The organism is Vibrio sp. G-C-1, assembly GCF_021728015.1.
Classification (GTDB): Bacteria; Pseudomonadota; Gammaproteobacteria; order Enterobacterales; family Vibrionaceae; genus Vibrio; species Vibrio splendidus.
On record NZ_JAKKCR010000004.1, the window covers coordinates 28,530 to 45,632 of the forward strand.

Consider the following 17,103-nt stretch of genomic DNA (forward strand, 5'->3'; position numbering starts at 1 on the left):
CGTGTACTGACAGATAATTATTAGGCTATTTCAAGAACCAAAATAAGAAGTACGAAAGTATGGATTAAACAAAAATCGAAGCGCGGATTATATAGAGATCTCGATCACGTTGTCGAGGCCAAACCGTAAACGAATCGTAAACATAGACCATTTAGATGCTTTTCATACGTTATTAACGTGTAAATAGAAAAATCCCCACCAGTTGAACTGACGGGGATTCTATTTATCGACACTAAAGTGTTCTGTTAAAGCTATCTCTCTTCAAGTCTAAAAACCCTGATTATGAGACGAAGTGCTATTTAGTAATTTTCTTTTGAACGTACTTTTGGCTTACATCCACTACCGCAACATCTCTAAAGAAACTTCTACCCAATAGAATAGGGAAAGAAAGATGCGTTCGGTCTGCTAACGTAAACTCAGTTTTGTCTTTCAGATCGCCGATTTGAATTGAAGCTACGACAACAGCACGTCGTTGTGTGCCTTCCGCGCTCGACTGCTTGATCTTAACCCAACGCTCTACCGGTAAACTGATCTCTTTGGTTGTGATACCGTCATGTTCAATTTTAAACTTAACCCAATCTTTTCCGTCACGCTCAAAATCAACGATATCTACAGCACTGATCGAAGATGTTGTTGCGCCTGTATCAATACGAGCTTTAAATGCTTCTTTCAAACCAGGAACAAACACCCACTCTTCTTCACCAAGAATCAGTTTTCCATCATCCGTTTTTAACGGTTTTGCTGGTGGCTTTTCAACTGGCTCAGGTTTAACTTCTGGCTCAGTTGGTTTTACTTCTTCAGGCTTCTCTGTAGGTTCCGTTACTTTCTCGCCTTCAGTTGCGTCAGTCTTTGAAGAGTCATCCACAACAGGTTGTTCTACTTGAGGCTTTTGCTCTGGCTCGACAGGAACTTGAGTCGTCGTCGAACAAGCAAACAGGCCACCACTTAGCATTAAAACTACAATCGCTTTCCAATTATACATTCAGTCACCTTTTATTTCGAAACGTTAGCTATCGCTTTAGCTACATAAGGAATATGGGATTCAGAAAGGCCTGCGATATTGATGCGTCCGTCACCAACACCATAGACTCCATATTCTTCACGTAATTGATTCATTTGAGTTTCTTTAAAGCCTAGTACACTAAACATACCTTTATGGCTTTCAATGAAGTCAAAGTGTGACGTGTTGTAAGTATTTCGCAATTCATCACATAAACTTTGGCGCAGATTTAACAAACGTTGCTGCATTTCACTCAATTCTTGCTTCCAAATCGATGTTAGCTCTTGATTCTGAAGAATTGTTTTAACCAACGCGGCACCGTGATCAGGCGGCATCGTGTAAGTTGAACGAGCAAGCGTTAGAAGCTTACCTTTTGCGTTACCAACGTGTTCGCTGTTCTTACCAATCACAATCGCTGCACCCGTTCTTTCACGGTACAAACCGAAGTTTTTTGAACAAGACGTAGTAATCAGCATCTCTTCTACGTTGTTAGCCATATGTTGAAGACCTTTCGCGTCTTCTTCTAGGCCATCGCCAAAGCCTTGGTAGGCAATATCAACGAACGGTAAGAAACCATTCTTCTGAGATAACTTGGTGATTTCCTGCCACGCTTCAAAGTTGATATCCGCACCCGTTGGGTTATGGCAGCAACCATGCAGTAGTACCACGTCTGATGGACCCGCTTTTGAAAGGTCATCCAACATTCTTGCAGTATCAACTTGCTTCGTTTCAGGACTGAAGTAATTGTAGTATCGAACTTTTAAGCCCGCTGCTTCCATCACCGGTTTATGGTTAACGTAGCTTGGGTTTGAGATCCAAACGGTGGTGTCTGGTTGAGAGACTTTCATTAAATCGCCCAACATACGAAGTGCACCGCTTGCACCTGGTGTTTGAATCGCAGCAACGCGATCCATTGCTGAAGTCCCTTTAAGCAGCAGATCAACCATGCTCTGGTTAAACTCTTCACAGCCTGCTAGGCCAACGTAAGCTTTGGTTTTCTGAGTATCGACAACAATGTCTTGAGCCATAGAAACGGCTTTCATGATCGGTGTTTCGCCTTGGTCGTTTTTGTAAACGCCAATGCCTAAATCGACTTTGTCAGTACGAGGATCGCCGCGGTAAGCGACAGAAAGAGATAAAATTGGATCTAAAGTTGGTTTTGGTAGATGTGAAAACATGAAAGTCACAACCCTTTGAAATTCAAGTATTGAATTTCACGTTAACATTTTCGTACTAAAATCAGAAACATTTTTTAATAGAAGAGCTTAGTTACCAGAAGTAATCAGAGATTGGTCATTTTAAGCCAAGATAAAGTGAACATTTCGGGTGTTTAATGACCAATCACAAAATAAACGGGCTTATTGTTAAGTCTTTTGTTACGACTTCAATTAAGTGTTCTGTTTGAATTGCCTCGGTGTCATTCCAGACCACGCCTTAAACCGAGTACTAAAGTTAGCGGCATTGGGATAACCCACTATCTCGCCAATATGTTGAATCGACCAATCACTCGACTTCAGCAAGCGTGCTGCATACTCCATCCTCATACGCATGATATGAGTCATAGGGCTATGTGAATAATAACGTTGGCACAAACGATGGAAATGGGGCTCTGAACACGGGAATAAGCCTGCCAGCTCATGAACGTTCCATTCCTTGTGGAGCTGCTTTTGTACGTTATCGAACACTCGTCTTAAACGAATCAAATTGCGTGACTGTTGCTGCGGTACCGGCGCATTAATCATGTATTCTATTTGAGCCACACTATAATTAGCAATTGCTCCTCCTAAATCGATGGGTAAGGCAATACTTCTGAGCAAGGTATGAATGCAGGACGACACCACCTCAGCTGCTGGCGAAAGGGTGTAGTTAACTTCATCACTCACGACACCCTCCCATTTTTTATCTGGCGAGAGAAAGATCCATGCAATTTGCCATGTTTCTTCTTCAATCCCGAATCCATTCTCAATGCCCGCAGGCACGGTAATACACGACCCTGGCTCTAGAATGTAGCGACACGCCCCACTTTCCAACCAACCTTTGCCCCTAACCGTATATAGCAGCATGTGCTTTTGTTGGTTTTTCCTATGCACTGAAAAGAAATCTCGACACGACGCCGTCCCACACTGAACGATACCGAGCTCTTCGAATGCCAATACATGGCTTTGGTCGACAAACTCTTGATGCGTGTTTTCAGAAATCTCATACCGTTCTTGCTTCTCATTCATTCAATTGATAGCTCGCATAAATTTCCAAACCACTAAACTAGATAGTTTGGCAAAAGTTTGTGATGAACAGGAACAATACAGGCAAAACAAATGCCGATAAACTTCTCGCATATTAACCACAGGGGAAATGCGATGCTCTCGACATATCGTCATTTGGACAAAGATTTTTGGCAAAAACTTTTGCACATCGGTTTGCCTGTCTCACTGCAAACCATGTTGTTTTCATTACTAGGCGTGGTCGATATTTTTATGGTCAATCAGCTTGGTGATTCTGCAACCGCCGCTGTTGGCGTTGGCAACCGCATCTTCTTCTTCAACTTGATCATGGTATCGGGGATTAGCGGAGCTGTGAGCGTGCTAGCTTCACAATATTTTGGCGCCGGTAATTTCAACGGAATTCGACGTACACTAGCGCAATCATGGGCACTGTCGATCTTTGCCATCATCCCCTTTGTTTTCATCTATACATTGGCTCCTGAATCAGTGGTGTCTGTGGTGGCCTCAGACCCTGATTACGTCCGATTGGCAACGGATTACCTTTGGATAACAGGAGCCAGCCTTATTGGTACCGCGATCGTAGTGCCGCTAGAAAGCGCACTGCGATCGGTCGGCGAAGCCAAGCTGCCCACCAAGATCAGCATCTGGGCAATCATCGTTAATGCGATTCTCAACGCATTGCTGATCTTTGGTTTGTTTGGATTTCCAGAACTGGGCGTAGTTGGTGCGGCTATTGGCACCACGGTGTCTCGATTCTTTCAGACGATCGCGCTGCTTATCATGACGAAGAAACACTATGTGCATCTATTCCCGACATTAAGCAATTGGCGAGATGCGATATTACCTAAGCATAGAAAGAAGTACTTCACGATAGCGATACCTATGTTGATTCATGACACGGCTTGGGCGGGTGGCATTCTGATTTATAACGTTATTGTTGGTCAGATGGGCGTTGGCGAGCTTGCGATCATTTCACTGTTATCACCAGTAGAAAGCATCTTGATCTCGGCGTTCATGGGCTTTGCCGTCGCTGCTTCGATCATTTTAGGCAACGAGATCGGCGCGAAGAACTATCAACGTGTTGAGAATACCGCTTGGGGATATGTTTTGGTCAGCTGTGGGCTTGCTGCTCTGTTAGCCTTGATGTGCTGGTTTGCTAAACCCGCGATCGTGTACATGATCGAGCTTACACACTTAGAGTTCAAAGACACGGCAGTCAACGTTACCTTAGTCATGGCACTCGGCATGATACTGAGAGTCTTCAATATGGTTGGCATTGGCGGCGTGCTGAAAAGTGGTGGAGACATCAACTACAGCATCTTCATCGATCTGTTTGGCCAATGGGCGATTGGTATTCCCCTTGCCTACTTTACTGCGCTAGTGTTGGGTTGGCCGTTAGAATGGGTTTTGATGATTGTGTTACTCGAAGAGCTAGCCAAAATAGTTCTGACGAGCCAACGGATTCAATCTAAGAAATGGATAAATAATCTAATCGACGAGCCTGAGCATATTCCTATTTAGACAGGCGCCAAACCGACACTTACGTTCGGGCGATAGATTCAAAAGAACTCACCCCCAAGGGCTGATTTGTAGCATTGCGCTAACGATGAAGCCCTTTTTTCTGTTTCTGTTTACGAGAATACTGAATCAGAACAAATCTTATAAGTCAGTAAACCGATGGATGATTTGGTTTGAACTACCACGCCAATCTAACATTGGATCCGCTTTATCTTGCTCGAAGCGACCATCAATCAAGGTATCAACGTATTCCAATACTTGCTTCTGCTTTTCATCAAGCTCATCTAGCTCGTAGCCCGTCCACATCCAGATGTCTTTGCCTTCACATTCTGCTTTCACACGCTGAACAAGCTTAAGCACTTCAGACACGTTTGCCGGATGCATTGGGTCACCACCAGAAAGTGATAAACCACGACGCTTGATTCGCGGATCATTGAGATCAGCGATAATTTGGTCTTGCAGTTCTTGAGTAAACAAATGCCCAGAGTCCAATCTTTGTGTCGACTGGTTATAACACCCGCGACACTGGTGCACACAACCCGACACAAACAAAGTGCAGCGTGTTCCTGGGCCGTTTACAACGTCGATTGGGTGATATTGATGGTAATTCATAAGGCAGTATTGAAACTCGTTATTGCTTAATAGTTTGAAGGAAGTGCTGTAACAACTGAAACGAAAGAATTGGTATCGACATAGCGCCGATACCAATCTTATTTCTTGAAACGTAGCTCTTCTAAGTTAACTCGCTAAAGATCGCAGATCTTAACTAAGATCCTTCGTTAGATTAAAGATGCTTTACGCGGCGTTTAACTTCTTCTTGTTTACCGAAGTTAAATGGTCGTGCATCTGGGCTACCAAGGTAACCACAAACGCGGCGCGTTACCGACACTTTGGTTGAGTCATGGTTGCCACACTTAGGACACGTAAAGCCCTTACTTGTACAGTCGAACTCACCGTTGTAACCACATTCGTAGCACTCATCAATCGGCGTGTTGGTGCCGTAGTAAGGAACACGTGTGTAGCTGTAGTCCCATACGTTTTCTAGCGCTTCGATGTTCTTCTGCATGTTCGGGAATTCTCCGTAACAGATGAAACCACCGCTTGAGATTTCTGGATAAGGCATCTCGAAATCGATCTTGTCGTATGGGTTCACTTTCTTCTGCACATCTAAGTGGAAACTGTTGGTGTAGTAACCACGGTCTGTTACGCCATCAATCACACCAAACTCTTTGGTGTCGATGCTACAGAAACGGCTACATAGGTTTTCACTTGGTGTGCCGTATAGACTGAATGCGTAACCTGTCTCTTTCGTCCAAGATTCCACTTCACGCTTCATGTATTCCACCAGCTCAAGCGCTTTAGCACGCATTTCGCCGTCGTCGTACAGGTGAACGTCTGTGCCGTAAAGCGCAGTCATTGCTTCGTGGATACCGATGTAACCAAGAGAAACCGATGCACGACCGTTCTTGAAGATATCAGCAATGGAGTCGTCAGCTTTCAAGCGAACGCCACAAGCACCTTCCATGTAAAGGATTGGAGCAACGCGCGCTTTCACGTTTTCTAGACGCGAGATACGAGTTTCTAAAGCGCGACGAGCCAGCTTCAGTTTTTCATCAAGCAGTTCGTAGAACTTAGTCATATCACGCTGCGCGTTAATCGCAATACGTGGCAAGTTCAAGCTAACAACACCTAAGTTGTTACGGCCTTCGTGAATCAACTCACCATTTTCTTCGTAAGTATTCAAGAAGCTACGGCAACCCATAGGCGTTTTAAATGACCCTGTCACTTCTACTACTTTGTCGTAGTTAAGAATGTCCGGGTACATACGCTTAGACGCACACTCAAGCGCTAGTTGCTTGATGTCGTAGTTCGGATCTTGCTTCTGGTGGTTCAAACCATCTTTGATTGCAAACACCAATTTAGGGAACACGGCTGTTTTACGGTTCTTACCCAAACCTGCGATGCGGTTTTTCAAGATAGATTGCTGGATAAGTTTCGAACCCCAGCTTTCGCCTAGACCAAAACCAAACGTAACGAATGGAGTTTGGCCATTAGCCGTGTGTAGCGTATTTACTTCGTATTCCAAAGATTGGAACGCGTCGTAACACTCTTTCTCTGTACGAGAGATAGCAAAAGCTTCTGGGCTATGAATGTCCCACTCTTTCGCTAGTGATAAATGCTTCTCGTAGCTCGCCATAACGTAAGGCTCTAAAACCTCATCGATACGGTTAATCGTAGTACCGCCATAAATGTGGCTCGCGACTTGCGCGATGATCTGTGCGGTTACTGCTGTTGCTGTAGAAATAGACTTAGGCGTGTCGATCTCCGCGTTACCCATCTTGAAGCCATGCGTTAACATGCCTTTCAGATCGATAAGCATACAGTTAAACATTGGGAAGAACGGTGCGTAGTCTAGATCGTGGTAATGAATGTCACCACACTCGTGAGCTTGTACGATGTCACGCGGCAAAATGTGAGTTTTTGCATAGTGTTTAGCCACGATACCCGCCAGTAAGTCACGCTGAGTTGGGATAACTTTACCGTCTTTGTTGGCATTCTCATTGATCAGATCAACATTGCTTTCTTCGATCAAGCCTTCGATCTCACGAGTTAAAGCACTTTGCTTTTCACGTGCGATGTCACGGTCATGACGATATTCAATGTAGGCACGAGCCAGAGACTTATAAGGTCCCTGCATTAGCTCGTTCTCGACCAAAGTCTGAATTTCAGAAATATGAACTTCATCGTAGTCTTCGAGCTTCAACTCAACTGCTAATGCCACATTCAGAGCATAAATAGCAATTTCCTTATCGGCTTTGTCTGATGCTGCTTCCACTGCAGCTTGGATACGATCTCTACTGAATGGAGCTCTTGAGCCATCACGCTTGATTACGATTGATTTCACCACTTCTCCTTACTCTTGAGGTATTCACAGACTTATCCACAAACACACTATATAGAGCGATTTATCGTTTAACTAACACTAGATATTGTGGCGTATTTAACGAGAACCACCAACTTTGAGTATTGATTTGGATCAATAAAACGCGCACGCTGAACAAGATAAATCCAATATTATTACGTGAGTTCTCAAGTCGAAAAGAAACAATGTAACAATAAAAAAACTGCTAAAAAGAGTTGAATTTTTGGTAAGTGTTGTAGGATAACGGCTCAACTATATTGGACACCAAAATTAGGGATATTTGGGATGAAACGACTTCAAAAGTGGATAATGTTAGCTTGCTTACTCAGTAGCCAGACATTTGCTGAACCTTTGACCATATCCAGTTGGAATATCGAATGGTTATCAACCAACGAGGCTGTGAATAAGTTTTCTTCCAAACGAAACCAAGCAGATTTCGATAAACTCGAACAGTATTTCCAATCCTTAGATACGGATGTGGTCGCCTTTCAAGAAGTCGACGACGTCAATGACATTCAGCGCATCGCTGGCGATCAATACAAAATCTTGATGTCTGACCGCGCATTGCCCAAAAACAGTAACCGACAATTCAAAGAAGTGAACCAATATACGGGCTTCGCGGTTCGTAAAGGAATCGCTCTCACTGACTACGCTGACTTTCCTCTGGAAACGAGTGCTAACAGCAAGCTCAGATTTGCCAGTTATATGGTTGTGGAAACGGATTCAAATCCAATTCACATGTTGTCAGTGCACTTAAAGGCCGGATGCAGCGGCGCTTACAAGTCGAACCGTGACTGTTCAAGGCTCAAAGACCAAGCTCAACAACTGAATAAGTGGATACAGCAAAGAGAACGTAAAGGCGAAGACTACGCGATTCTGGGCGACTTTAACCATAACCTCTCCTACTCACGAGATTGGATGTGGAAAGATATGGCGCAAAATACCGATGCTCAGTTGGCAACAAGAAAAACTCGAGCAGATTGTAAGGTGCGCTCAAACCGCAATAACCATCGCACGCATCAATTTCGTTCGGTGATTGACCATATTGTGGTGAGCAAGTCCTTAGATGCCTCTCCTGCAAAGCAAAAGGTGTTTGAAACGCAAGATGTGCTGGACTACAAACTCAGTGATCACTGCCCAGTTTCAACAACGATCAAACAGTAAGTTATAGATAACTGCAGATTGTAGATAAGTGCAAATAATTGAAAACAGTAGATATAGAACGAGGCTGACTGGCTTTTTACTTAAAGCGGGTCAGCCTCTCTATTTGGTCAGATAAGAGCGAATCCTATCAGCCATGCAAGAAATGGTAGGCGCACTGCTAGCAGTTTTTATTGGTTCGACCCGCCAGCCACATCCCCACCAGCATACTTAAGACGAATAGCCATACCGTAGGGTTACCGCCACTAAGGCTGGTTACTGCAGGCCCTGGGCAAAAGCCTGCAATCCCCCAACCTAAACCAAACGCTGTAGAGCCAAGAATCAGCTTTCTGTCGATTAGTGGATTGTTACTGCTATCTAAATGTTCGCCATTGACGGCTTGAGAGCGCTTCTTAATGACCAGATGATAAAACGGAGCGAAGATCAATAGCGCGCCACCCATAACGAATGCCAAGCTAATGTCCCAGTTACCGGTAATGTCTAAGAAGCCGAGTACCTTGTTAGGATCAACCATGCCTGAAATGATCATTCCAACCCCAAACAGAAGACCTGCGAGCAAGCCGATAACGATAGTAAATGAAGAGTTTTTCATTATGCCCCCAAGCCAATCAGGTTTTTAACCAACACTGTTGCCATCGCGACACCCATAAATACACAGGTCGCGACAATTGAACGTTTAGATAAACGAGCCATTCCGACAATGCCATGACCGCTAGTACAACCGTTCGCCATCTTGGTACCGAAGCCCACCAATAGTCCGGCTATGATTACCACCGCGAAGTTGATCTCTTTTAATTGCGGAAGTTGGTAGCCCGTTGGAATCAATAACCAACCGCTTGCGACCATTCCGACAACAAAGGCAAGTCGCCAATGTTTTTCGGTTTTCTCTGTGTTGGTATCCGAGCTGGATTCAGATCCTGATTCTAATCTTTTGTTGTTTCTAGAAGGCAATAATCGGCTAACGATTCCGCTGATCCCCGCAACTCGCCCGATCCCCAACATCAGAATAATTGCCGACGCGCCTAGTAGCATGCCACCAAAAAATGCATCCCAAGGTATTAAACTCATCATTGACCTCTCCCATCCACAAACTTAAATTTAACTCGTCGCACTTCAAATTAGGTCTTACTAATAAATATAAATTAGAGTTTACTAATAAATATAAATTAGTCAATGCTAATGTAATGGCGTTATGTTTCGATTTGTAAGTTTGGAATTTAGAAGCGTCCCCCATGAAAAAAGCCCCTAGGCGTTAACCTAAGGGCTTATGATTTGATTCGGTTTATTGTGTCAGTTACTTAGTCTTGTTCTTTTCAGCTATCCACTGCGACATGTACTTGGTACTCGCCATGCTGTGGTGCTTGAGCATCGAACCAAAGAAGTTATCCAGTCGATGAGATTCAAGTTCAGACTCTAACGCAGTTAATCGCTCAATCAATTTGTCACCCAGTTGATTCTGCTCGTAGTGCGTTTCAAGGATCGAATGACATTGGCTTTGTGCCTTCAGCCACTTCTCTTCATCTTTATAGAGGGCAACGGCAGCTTCAACAAACTCGTCGATATCGTCTTCAACTGCGCCAGGCCATTGCAATTCACCTTGCGGTAACATGCCTTCACTACCAATTTCGCTCGTCACATTCGGAGTTTGTAACTTCATCGCATCAAGCAACTTGCCTTTAATGCCCGCGCCAAATCGTAGAGGTGCAACACACACACGTGCTTGCTCCATCACTTCTTGAGCGTCTTTAGCCCAACCTTTGATATGGAAACCGGTTTTAGGGTTGTGTAATGCAGTCGCTTTTGGTGGCGGATACGATCCATAAATATGAAGTTCAGTGTCAGGCAGCTGCTTGCGGATCTTCGGCCAAATCTTCTGTAACTGAAGCACTGCATCCCAGTTCGGTGCGTGTCTAAAGTTACCTATCGTCATGAAATGCTTACGTTCTTCAAAGCTTTTCGTGCTTTCAGGTAGAGTATTGAGATCAACCATGAACGGCAAGTGATGAAGCAGTTTAGGATCGACATTGAATTCAGATTGAAGCAGCTCCATCTCATAGCTTGAAATGATCAATGAAAGATCACAGCGTAAAATCGCAGCAATTTCACGTTTCGCCAAGTCACTGTATAAATGAGCTTTGGTCAGTTCAGTCTCTTTCTTAACGGCTTCGTGGCGTGCATTACGTAGAAACTGCAAGTCTTCGGTATCCAATAACTTAAATGCATTCGGACATACCTTCTCCACACGCCAGCCAAATTGCTCTTCCATCATAAAACGGTCGAACATCACGATATCGGGTTGCAGCTCTTCTATGTACTGGTCAAAGCTGTCGCAATTCAACTGTATAGATTGGCTCGTGATGCCCTCTTCAGAGAGATCAATCATGTGCTCGGTTTCTTGAGCTGGCGTTGCGAACTCAACGGACCAACCTTGCCTCTTAAATAGACGTAAAAGAGACATCATGTGGCTGCCAGCCGCCGATGAATTCGGTTCTGGCCAAACGTAGCCAATTGCTAAAACTTTCTTCAAAACACTTCCTAAGAAATAACAAAAGGGACTGTAGAAGTCCCTAATTAAACGTAAGTCGATTTATACCGCTGATTATAATGGGTTCTAAGAACTCAGCGATCAGATTCGCTCACCTACATTGCGAGCTATCATAAGCACTTCATCAGCAGAATACAGGTTTGAAATCGTGGTTTCGACTTCAGCGCCTAATGTCGACTGATACAGTTTTTGTGCAAAGTTATCCGCTCTAGTGGTAACCAGAACATGCTTTAGTGCCGAACCTTGCTGCGCTAGCTGCTGCTTCACTTGCGGCAGAGATTCAAGAATCAGCTTTCTACCCAATCCTTGACCTTGAGCGCTTGGCAATACGGCAAGTTGTTCTAGTTCTAAAACAGCTTCCGGTCTAAAGCCACTTTTCTGAACCCAAATAATGTAGCCAACAATTTCACCTTCGCTTTCAGCAACAAAGTTAAGAAAGCGTGGTGAAGCGATTAAGTTACATTGTAACCACTCTCGCGAATATTGCTGTCGAACAAAGGCTGCTTGATGAACCAAAGCCGCCCCATCGAGGTCGGCTTTCTTCATAAGGCGCACTTTACTCAAAACACTTTATCCATAACACGTCGCTCATTAGCGTTATTCAGTCGCTGAGTTTGGGTGCGTTTTACAGTGTAAAATGGCTCTTTCTAGAAGCTCTAAAGCAGATTTGTCGGCTTCCGGAAGCTTAGCATCTGATTGACCCAGCGGTTCAACACGGCTGCCCCATTTAATATGGCCAGCACCCCAAGTTAAACCCGCGCCAAATGCTGCAACAAGAATGTTGTCGTTAGGCTTAACGAAACCTTGCTCTAGCGACTCACATAATGCAATTGGCACAGTTGCAGCCGATGTGTTGCCGTAGTTTTGGATGTTAACAAACGCTTTTTCGCGATCGATACCCGCCATATCACACAGAGTTTGGATGATTCGGATGTTGGCTTGGTGCGGGATCACAACGTCGATATTGTCGGTTGAGATACCTGTGCGGCTCAAGACTGTGTGTGCCGCTGCGCCCATGCCTTTCACTGCGCGTTTGAAGATCTCTTTACCAACGAAATCGAAGTCCCAGTAACCGTTGTCAGCCGCAAAGCGGTCCATAGAAGTACCGAATTTTGGTACCGCTAGAATATCGCGGCCTTCGGCGTCACAACCGATTTGAGCTTCTTGTAAACCCACTTGCTCTTCAGTACGTGATAGAACCACAGCGCCAGCGCCGTCACCGAAAAGAACCGCAGTGTCACGCTTGGTCCAATCAATGAAGAATGACAGACGCTCAGCACCCACAACGATGGCGTTGCGGTAATTACCAGCCTGAATCAATCGAGTTGCCGTTTCAACGCCGTAGATGAAGCCAGTACACGCTGCGTTAAGGTCGAAAGCCGCTGCACTCTTAATGCCTAAGTTCTGTTGAACCTTAGATGCGGTATTTGGAATAAGGGAATCTGGGCTGCACGTCGCGATGATCACGAGATCGATATCTTCGGCTGTTAGGCCAGCACACGCCATGGCATGTTTCGCTGCAACAGTCGCTAGCTCAGAGGTATTTACATGACTGATACGACGGTTTTCGATACCAGTTCGAGTTCGAATCCACTCGTCAGACGTATCAATGAAAGTGCTTAGATCATCATTGGACAGCACGGCTGGTGGTAGACACTTTCCCCAGCCAGTAATTTCGGCGTAAAATTTTGTCATCATTTACCTGTTTATTGTTTGTTTTTATTTAAGTATCGTATTCTAGTTTTAAACAGTATAAGCGCTCCGTGCGTGATTCGTAAATCGCGTTAGCAACGGAGTTACAATAAAAAGAGAAAGTTATGTCTACATTCAACACACGATGCCCTTCTTGTAATGGCGTAAACCGAGTTCCTTCAGAAAGAATTTCAGAAAGCCCAACTTGTGGTAAATGCAAAACAGCATTGCTCGATGGCGCTCCAGTCGAAGGAACGTCACTTAATTTCCAATCTATCTTGAACAGTTCACAGCCTGTGGTTGTCGATTTCTGGGCGACATGGTGTAACCCATGCGTGGGTTTTGCACCTGTGTTCAGCGACGTTGCAAAAGAGCGCTCTGGAGATGTTCGATTCGTTAAGATTGATACTGAAGCTCAGCAACAGCTTGCCGCGATGTACCAAATCAGAAGCATTCCCACGGTGATGGTGTTTAAAGATGGCAAACGTGTCGATACGATTAACGGTGCGTTACCAAAAGGCCAATTTGATCAATGGCTTAATCAAGCTCTAACCAAGTAACACTATTATTTAAGCTATTGATTAAGCGATTTAATTGGCTTTGGCTTTATTCTAAGTAAGCACACAAAAATAGGTTAGAGAGTCTTACCAAATCAAGACTATCTAACCTACTGTTTTATTCGTGGTTATCACTTCGCTTCTTGAGTTAAACCACAGCTTCGCCTTTCGCTTGAATACTAGATGCTTGCTTACCTAACCCGTATTCCTCTTTGATTTGGTCTGCGACTTTTTCAGCAATCATAATGGTTGGCGCATTGGTGTTTGCCCCAATCAGTGTCGGCATCACAGAAGCATCAATGACTCTTAAGTTATCCAATCCATAAACTTTAAGATCGTTATCTACCACGGCTAATAAATCACTGTTAGGGCCCATTTTACAGGTCCCGACCGGGTGATACTGAGTATCTGCACGGTTGCGAATATCTTGCTCGATAGCCTTGTCATCACTGGCGTCCACTGGGTAGAAAGCATTGCCACGGATGTCATCAAACGCCGAACTCTCTAACATTTGATACTGCTTCTTCCAGCCCTTAATCATGATCTCCATATCTTCAGGATGACTGAAAAACGCAGGATCGATCTTAGGCGGATCATAAGGATCATTACTATTGAGCGTTACGCTGCCGTTGCTTTTCGGACGCAACAAGGTGACATGAGAGGTAAAACCATGACTGGTATGGATTTTTCTTGCATGGTCATCGACAACAGCGACCACAAATACAAACTCTAAATCCGGCACCGCGATATGATCTTCTGAACAAAGAAAACCTATCCCCTCTGCAAAATTACTGCTCATCTTGCCACGGCGTTCTTTGTGCCATAGCGGCAGAGCTTTGGTCATTTCAGAGGCCATTTGTAGCGAGATACCAAAAGTTTCACGCTTTTCACTGCACTTGTACGAATGCACCAAGTCGATATGGTCTTGGAGGTTCTTGCCCACTCCAGGCAACTCATGAACCTGTTCGATGTCATGCGCCTCCAAATCGTCTTTAGCACCGACACCAGACAGTAATAACAACTGGGGAGAACCAAATGCACCAGCAGATAGAATCACCTCTTTGTTGGATCTGATCTGATAACGCTGTCCGTCCGAGCCATATTCAACGCCAACCGCTTGCTTACCTTCAAACAAGACCTTATGCGTGGTGGCTTTAGTAACGACCGTGAGATTCGATCGTGAAAGGTTTGGCGTTAAGTAAGCCTTGGCAGCGCTGCATCGTTCACCATTCAGCTGAGTGACCTGGGTCGGCATCGCGCCAAACTGAGCAGCACCGTTAATGTCTTCGTTACGAGGTACACCTATAGACTCACACGCCGTTAAATAACGTTCCAGCATAGGGCTTGGCGATCTAAGGTTTGCCACATTAAGAGGACCACCTTGACCATGAAACTCATCTTGATGAACTTCGTTGTTTTCGGCTTTCTTAAAATAAGGCAGACACGAATCATAGTTCCAGCCTGTGTTTCCCAAGCTTTCCCATGTATCGTAGTCATAGCGGTGCCCACGAGCGTACATCATGGCATTGATAGAACTAGACCCACCAAGTGTCTTACCTCTCGGTTGGTAACCTTTGCGGCCGTTCAAACCCGGCTGTTCAACCGTTTCGAAGGCCCAATTATTGAGTTTGGTTGGCATCATCGCAACCACGCCAACCGGTGTATGAATGAATGGGCTCGTGTCTTTACCGCCCGCTTCTAACAAGCAAACAGTGACATTAGGATCTTCCGACAACCGAGAAGCCATGACACACCCCGCAGAACCACCGCCAACAACAATAAAATCATAACTATCCATTAGTCATCTCCGCTATTTCTAGTGGGTGCAATTCGCGCTTCAATATTTTGCCGGTTGCTGTCATGGGTAAGGCTTTGCGAATGAATACCTTACGCGGATATTTGTAATCGGCCAATTGCTCACGACACCATGTAATCAGATCTGCACTATCACATTGCGTATGTTCGTGAAGCACCACATGAGCGTGAATCTCCTCGCCTAGGCGATCATGATGTTCACCCACAACCGCGACCATTTCGACATCAGGATGACACATCAATACTTCTTCGATTTCGCGCGGATACACGTTGTAACCCCCACGGATGATCATGTCTTTAACGCGGTCAACAATGAACAAGTTGCCGTGCTCATCGGTGCGTCCAATATCTCCTGTTAGGAACCAACCGTCTCTTATCGCTTCTGCTGTCGCCTCTGGCCTTTGATAGTAGCCTTTCATGACACTTGGACTCTTGATGCAGACTTCACCCAATTCACCCATTGCAACAGAGTTGCCTTGTATATCAGTAATCTTGATAAGGTGACCACACAAAGGTTGCCCCACACTGCCAGACAATCGGTCACCATCAATATGATTAAAGGTCGCAACTGGCGCTGTTTCTGATAAACCATAGCCTTCTAATACTGGAAGCTCAAAGCGAGACTCAAACTGTCGAATAACCTCAAGTGGCATAGAAGCACCGCCAGAAACACCCAACCTCAAGCTGTGTTTAACCTGTTCAGAGCGTTTGCTTGTGTTTTCTAAGCTATCAGGAGACTCCTCTCTCGCCTTTAATAGCGCGATATACATAGTAGGAACGCCCGCAAACACGCTGACTTTGTGGTTAATGATCTGGTCGATCACCAGTGACGGTTCGAAACGCGGAATCAACACCATGGTCGACCCTGTTAGCACACTCGCGTTCATCATGACCGTCTGGCCGAAGCTATGGAATAAAGGCAGTGTGGCCATTGTGGTGTCGCTGTACTCCAATCGCATTAGATACTGTGACGACATCGCGTTGGTTTGCATATTGGTGTGAGAAAGCTCTGCTCCTTTTGGCTGACCTGTCGTACCTGAAGTATAAAGAATCACAGCGGTATCATCACCATGGCAAGCCACAGACTCAAAAGGAATCAAAGGTTGTGCTAACCAGTCAGCGATTGATTCATGCTGCTCGTTTGTTTCTGGAGTCGTGTCTGTACTTGTTGGGATAGGCATCTCGACAAAGTATTCACAGTGGTTTGCCTGTTCGAAACCTTGTAAACCATAGCGACCAATTGGAAGCTCTTCACTACCCTCAAAGCATAAATAAGCTTTCGCATCAGAGTCATTGAGGTGATAAGCGATCTCTCTTGCTTTAAATAACACGTTCAAAGGCACCACGACGCAGCCTGCTTTTAGAATCCCATAATAGGCAATCGGGAAATACGTGACATTCGGACACGACAACGCGACCTTATCTCCTTTCTTGAGCCCCAGCCTCTTTAAATTAGCGGCGACGTTTCCAGAAAGTTGTTCCAACTGAGAAAAGCTGACTTCATCCGTCCCCATTCGTAGAGCGACTTTCTTTGGGAAAAGCGAAGCGCTGCGCTCCAAGTTAACAGCAAGATTGTGCATCCATGATCTCCTTATTCGGCTTAGACCTATTAATCACGGTCACCGTAGACGTTGTTGTATTTTGTTTCGAATATGTGTTTAACCTATGTT

Annotated in this window: 15 protein-coding genes; 3 read left to right on the top strand and 12 right to left on the bottom strand. The window is 44.9% G+C overall.

The features are described from left to right. Positions 1-295: 295 nt before the first annotated feature. The 3 genes from L3V36_RS07460 to L3V36_RS07470 form a co-directional block, all read right to left on the bottom strand. Positions 296-982 carry a RimK/LysX family protein gene (locus L3V36_RS07460; RefSeq protein WP_017081072.1) on the bottom strand — a complete coding sequence of 229 codons (687 nt, stop codon included), beginning with the start codon at positions 980-982 and terminating at the stop codon, positions 296-298. Positions 983-993: 11 nt separating this feature from the next. Further along, a complete protein-coding gene (locus L3V36_RS07465; protein ID WP_004731055.1) occupies positions 994-2,178 on the bottom strand; it encodes an amino acid aminotransferase in 1,185 nt (394 codons plus the stop codon). A gap of 210 nt (positions 2,179-2,388) precedes the next feature. Then, positions 2,389-3,225, bottom strand: coding sequence for an AraC family transcriptional regulator (locus L3V36_RS07470; protein WP_102447410.1), 837 nt, complete (start codon positions 3,223-3,225; stop codon positions 2,389-2,391). Positions 3,226-3,315: 90 nt separating this feature from the next. On the opposite strand from L3V36_RS07470, the gene L3V36_RS07475 reads away from it, so the two are divergent. Further along, entirely contained in the window at positions 3,316-4,743 is a 1,428-nt protein-coding gene (locus L3V36_RS07475; protein ID WP_102447411.1) for an MATE family efflux transporter, read from the top strand. Positions 4,744-4,881: 138 nt separating this feature from the next. On the opposite strand, the gene nrdG is transcribed toward L3V36_RS07475, so the two are convergent. Together nrdG and nrdD are read right to left on the bottom strand one after the other, a co-directional pair. Next, entirely contained in the window at positions 4,882-5,352 is a 471-nt protein-coding gene (gene nrdG / locus L3V36_RS07480) for an anaerobic ribonucleoside-triphosphate reductase-activating protein (RefSeq protein WP_017090409.1), read from the bottom strand. A 172-nt stretch (positions 5,353-5,524) separates the two neighbouring features. After that, positions 5,525-7,645 (bottom strand): anaerobic ribonucleoside-triphosphate reductase, encoded by a 2,121-nt coding sequence (nrdD, locus tag L3V36_RS07485; protein ID WP_065607057.1) that lies wholly within the window; start codon positions 7,643-7,645, stop codon positions 5,525-5,527. Between the two features lie 303 nt (positions 7,646-7,948). Between nrdD and L3V36_RS07490 the strand changes: the two genes are divergently transcribed. Further along, a complete protein-coding gene (locus L3V36_RS07490; RefSeq protein WP_208775637.1) occupies positions 7,949-8,827 on the top strand; it encodes an endonuclease/exonuclease/phosphatase family protein in 879 nt (292 codons plus the stop codon). 157 nt (positions 8,828-8,984) lie between these two features. Here the strand turns inward: L3V36_RS07490 and L3V36_RS07495 are convergent, their stop codons facing one another. From L3V36_RS07495 to L3V36_RS07515, 5 genes are all read right to left on the bottom strand, one after another. Continuing rightward, a complete protein-coding gene (locus L3V36_RS07495) occupies positions 8,985-9,416 on the bottom strand; it encodes a YeeE/YedE family protein (protein WP_208775636.1) in 432 nt (143 codons plus the stop codon). After that, positions 9,416-9,895, bottom strand: coding sequence for a YeeE/YedE family protein (locus L3V36_RS07500; RefSeq protein WP_208775635.1), 480 nt, complete (start codon positions 9,893-9,895; stop codon positions 9,416-9,418). The genes L3V36_RS07495 and L3V36_RS07500 overlap by 1 nt, the downstream gene beginning before the upstream one ends. A 223-nt stretch (positions 9,896-10,118) precedes the next feature. After that, positions 10,119-11,351 (bottom strand): glycosyltransferase, encoded by a 1,233-nt coding sequence (locus L3V36_RS07505; protein WP_208775634.1) that lies wholly within the window; start codon positions 11,349-11,351, stop codon positions 10,119-10,121. Between the two features lie 99 nt (positions 11,352-11,450). Then, the gene (locus L3V36_RS07510) at positions 11,451-11,915 is read right to left on the bottom strand and encodes a GNAT family N-acetyltransferase (protein WP_208775633.1); all 465 of its coding nucleotides are present in this window, start codon (positions 11,913-11,915) and stop codon (positions 11,451-11,453) included. Between the two features lie 51 nt (positions 11,916-11,966). After that, entirely contained in the window at positions 11,967-13,064 is a 1,098-nt protein-coding gene (locus L3V36_RS07515; RefSeq protein WP_004731084.1) for a ketoacyl-ACP synthase III, read from the bottom strand. 122 nt (positions 13,065-13,186) lie between these two features. Between L3V36_RS07515 and trxC the strand changes: the two genes are divergently transcribed. After that, positions 13,187-13,621 (top strand): thioredoxin TrxC, encoded by a 435-nt coding sequence (trxC, locus tag L3V36_RS07520; protein ID WP_050650372.1) that lies wholly within the window; start codon positions 13,187-13,189, stop codon positions 13,619-13,621. A 145-nt stretch (positions 13,622-13,766) separates the two neighbouring features. Here trxC and L3V36_RS07525 read toward each other — a convergent pair whose 3' ends face one another. Continuing rightward, positions 13,767-15,416, bottom strand: a complete 1,650-nt coding sequence (locus L3V36_RS07525; protein ID WP_208775632.1) for a GMC family oxidoreductase N-terminal domain-containing protein — start codon at positions 15,414-15,416, stop codon at positions 13,767-13,769. Continuing rightward, positions 15,409-17,013, bottom strand: a complete 1,605-nt coding sequence (locus L3V36_RS07530; protein WP_208775631.1) for a long-chain fatty acid--CoA ligase — start codon at positions 17,011-17,013, stop codon at positions 15,409-15,411. The genes L3V36_RS07525 and L3V36_RS07530 overlap by 8 nt, the downstream gene beginning before the upstream one ends. Between the last annotated feature and the right edge of the window lie 90 nt (positions 17,014-17,103).

Coding starts and splice junctions, on each gene's coding strand:
- nrdG (WP_017090409.1), bottom strand. CDS start 5,352: ATGAATTACCATCAATATCACCCAATCGACGTTGTAAACGGCCCAGGA.
- L3V36_RS07470 (WP_102447410.1), bottom strand. CDS start 3,225: ATGAATGAGAAGCAAGAACGGTATGAGATTTCTGAAAACACGCATCAA.
- L3V36_RS07495 (WP_208775636.1), bottom strand. CDS start 9,416: ATGAAAAACTCTTCATTTACTATCGTTATCGGCTTGCTCGCAGGTCTT.
- L3V36_RS07530 (WP_208775631.1), bottom strand. CDS start 17,013: ATGCACAATCTTGCTGTTAACTTGGAGCGCAGCGCTTCGCTTTTCCCA.
- L3V36_RS07500 (WP_208775635.1), bottom strand. CDS start 9,895: ATGATGAGTTTAATACCTTGGGATGCATTTTTTGGTGGCATGCTACTA.
- L3V36_RS07460 (WP_017081072.1), bottom strand. CDS start 982: ATGTATAATTGGAAAGCGATTGTAGTTTTAATGCTAAGTGGTGGCCTG.
- L3V36_RS07465 (WP_004731055.1), bottom strand. CDS start 2,178: ATGTTTTCACATCTACCAAAACCAACTTTAGATCCAATTTTATCTCTT.
- L3V36_RS07525 (WP_208775632.1), bottom strand. CDS start 15,416: ATGGATAGTTATGATTTTATTGTTGTTGGCGGTGGTTCTGCGGGGTGT.
- L3V36_RS07490 (WP_208775637.1), top strand. CDS start 7,949: ATGAAACGACTTCAAAAGTGGATAATGTTAGCTTGCTTACTCAGTAGC.
- trxC (WP_050650372.1), top strand. CDS start 13,187: ATGTCTACATTCAACACACGATGCCCTTCTTGTAATGGCGTAAACCGA.
- L3V36_RS07475 (WP_102447411.1), top strand. CDS start 3,316: ATGCCGATAAACTTCTCGCATATTAACCACAGGGGAAATGCGATGCTC.
- L3V36_RS07515 (WP_004731084.1), bottom strand. CDS start 13,064: ATGACAAAATTTTACGCCGAAATTACTGGCTGGGGAAAGTGTCTACCA.
- L3V36_RS07510 (WP_208775633.1), bottom strand. CDS start 11,915: ATGAAGAAAGCCGACCTCGATGGGGCGGCTTTGGTTCATCAAGCAGCC.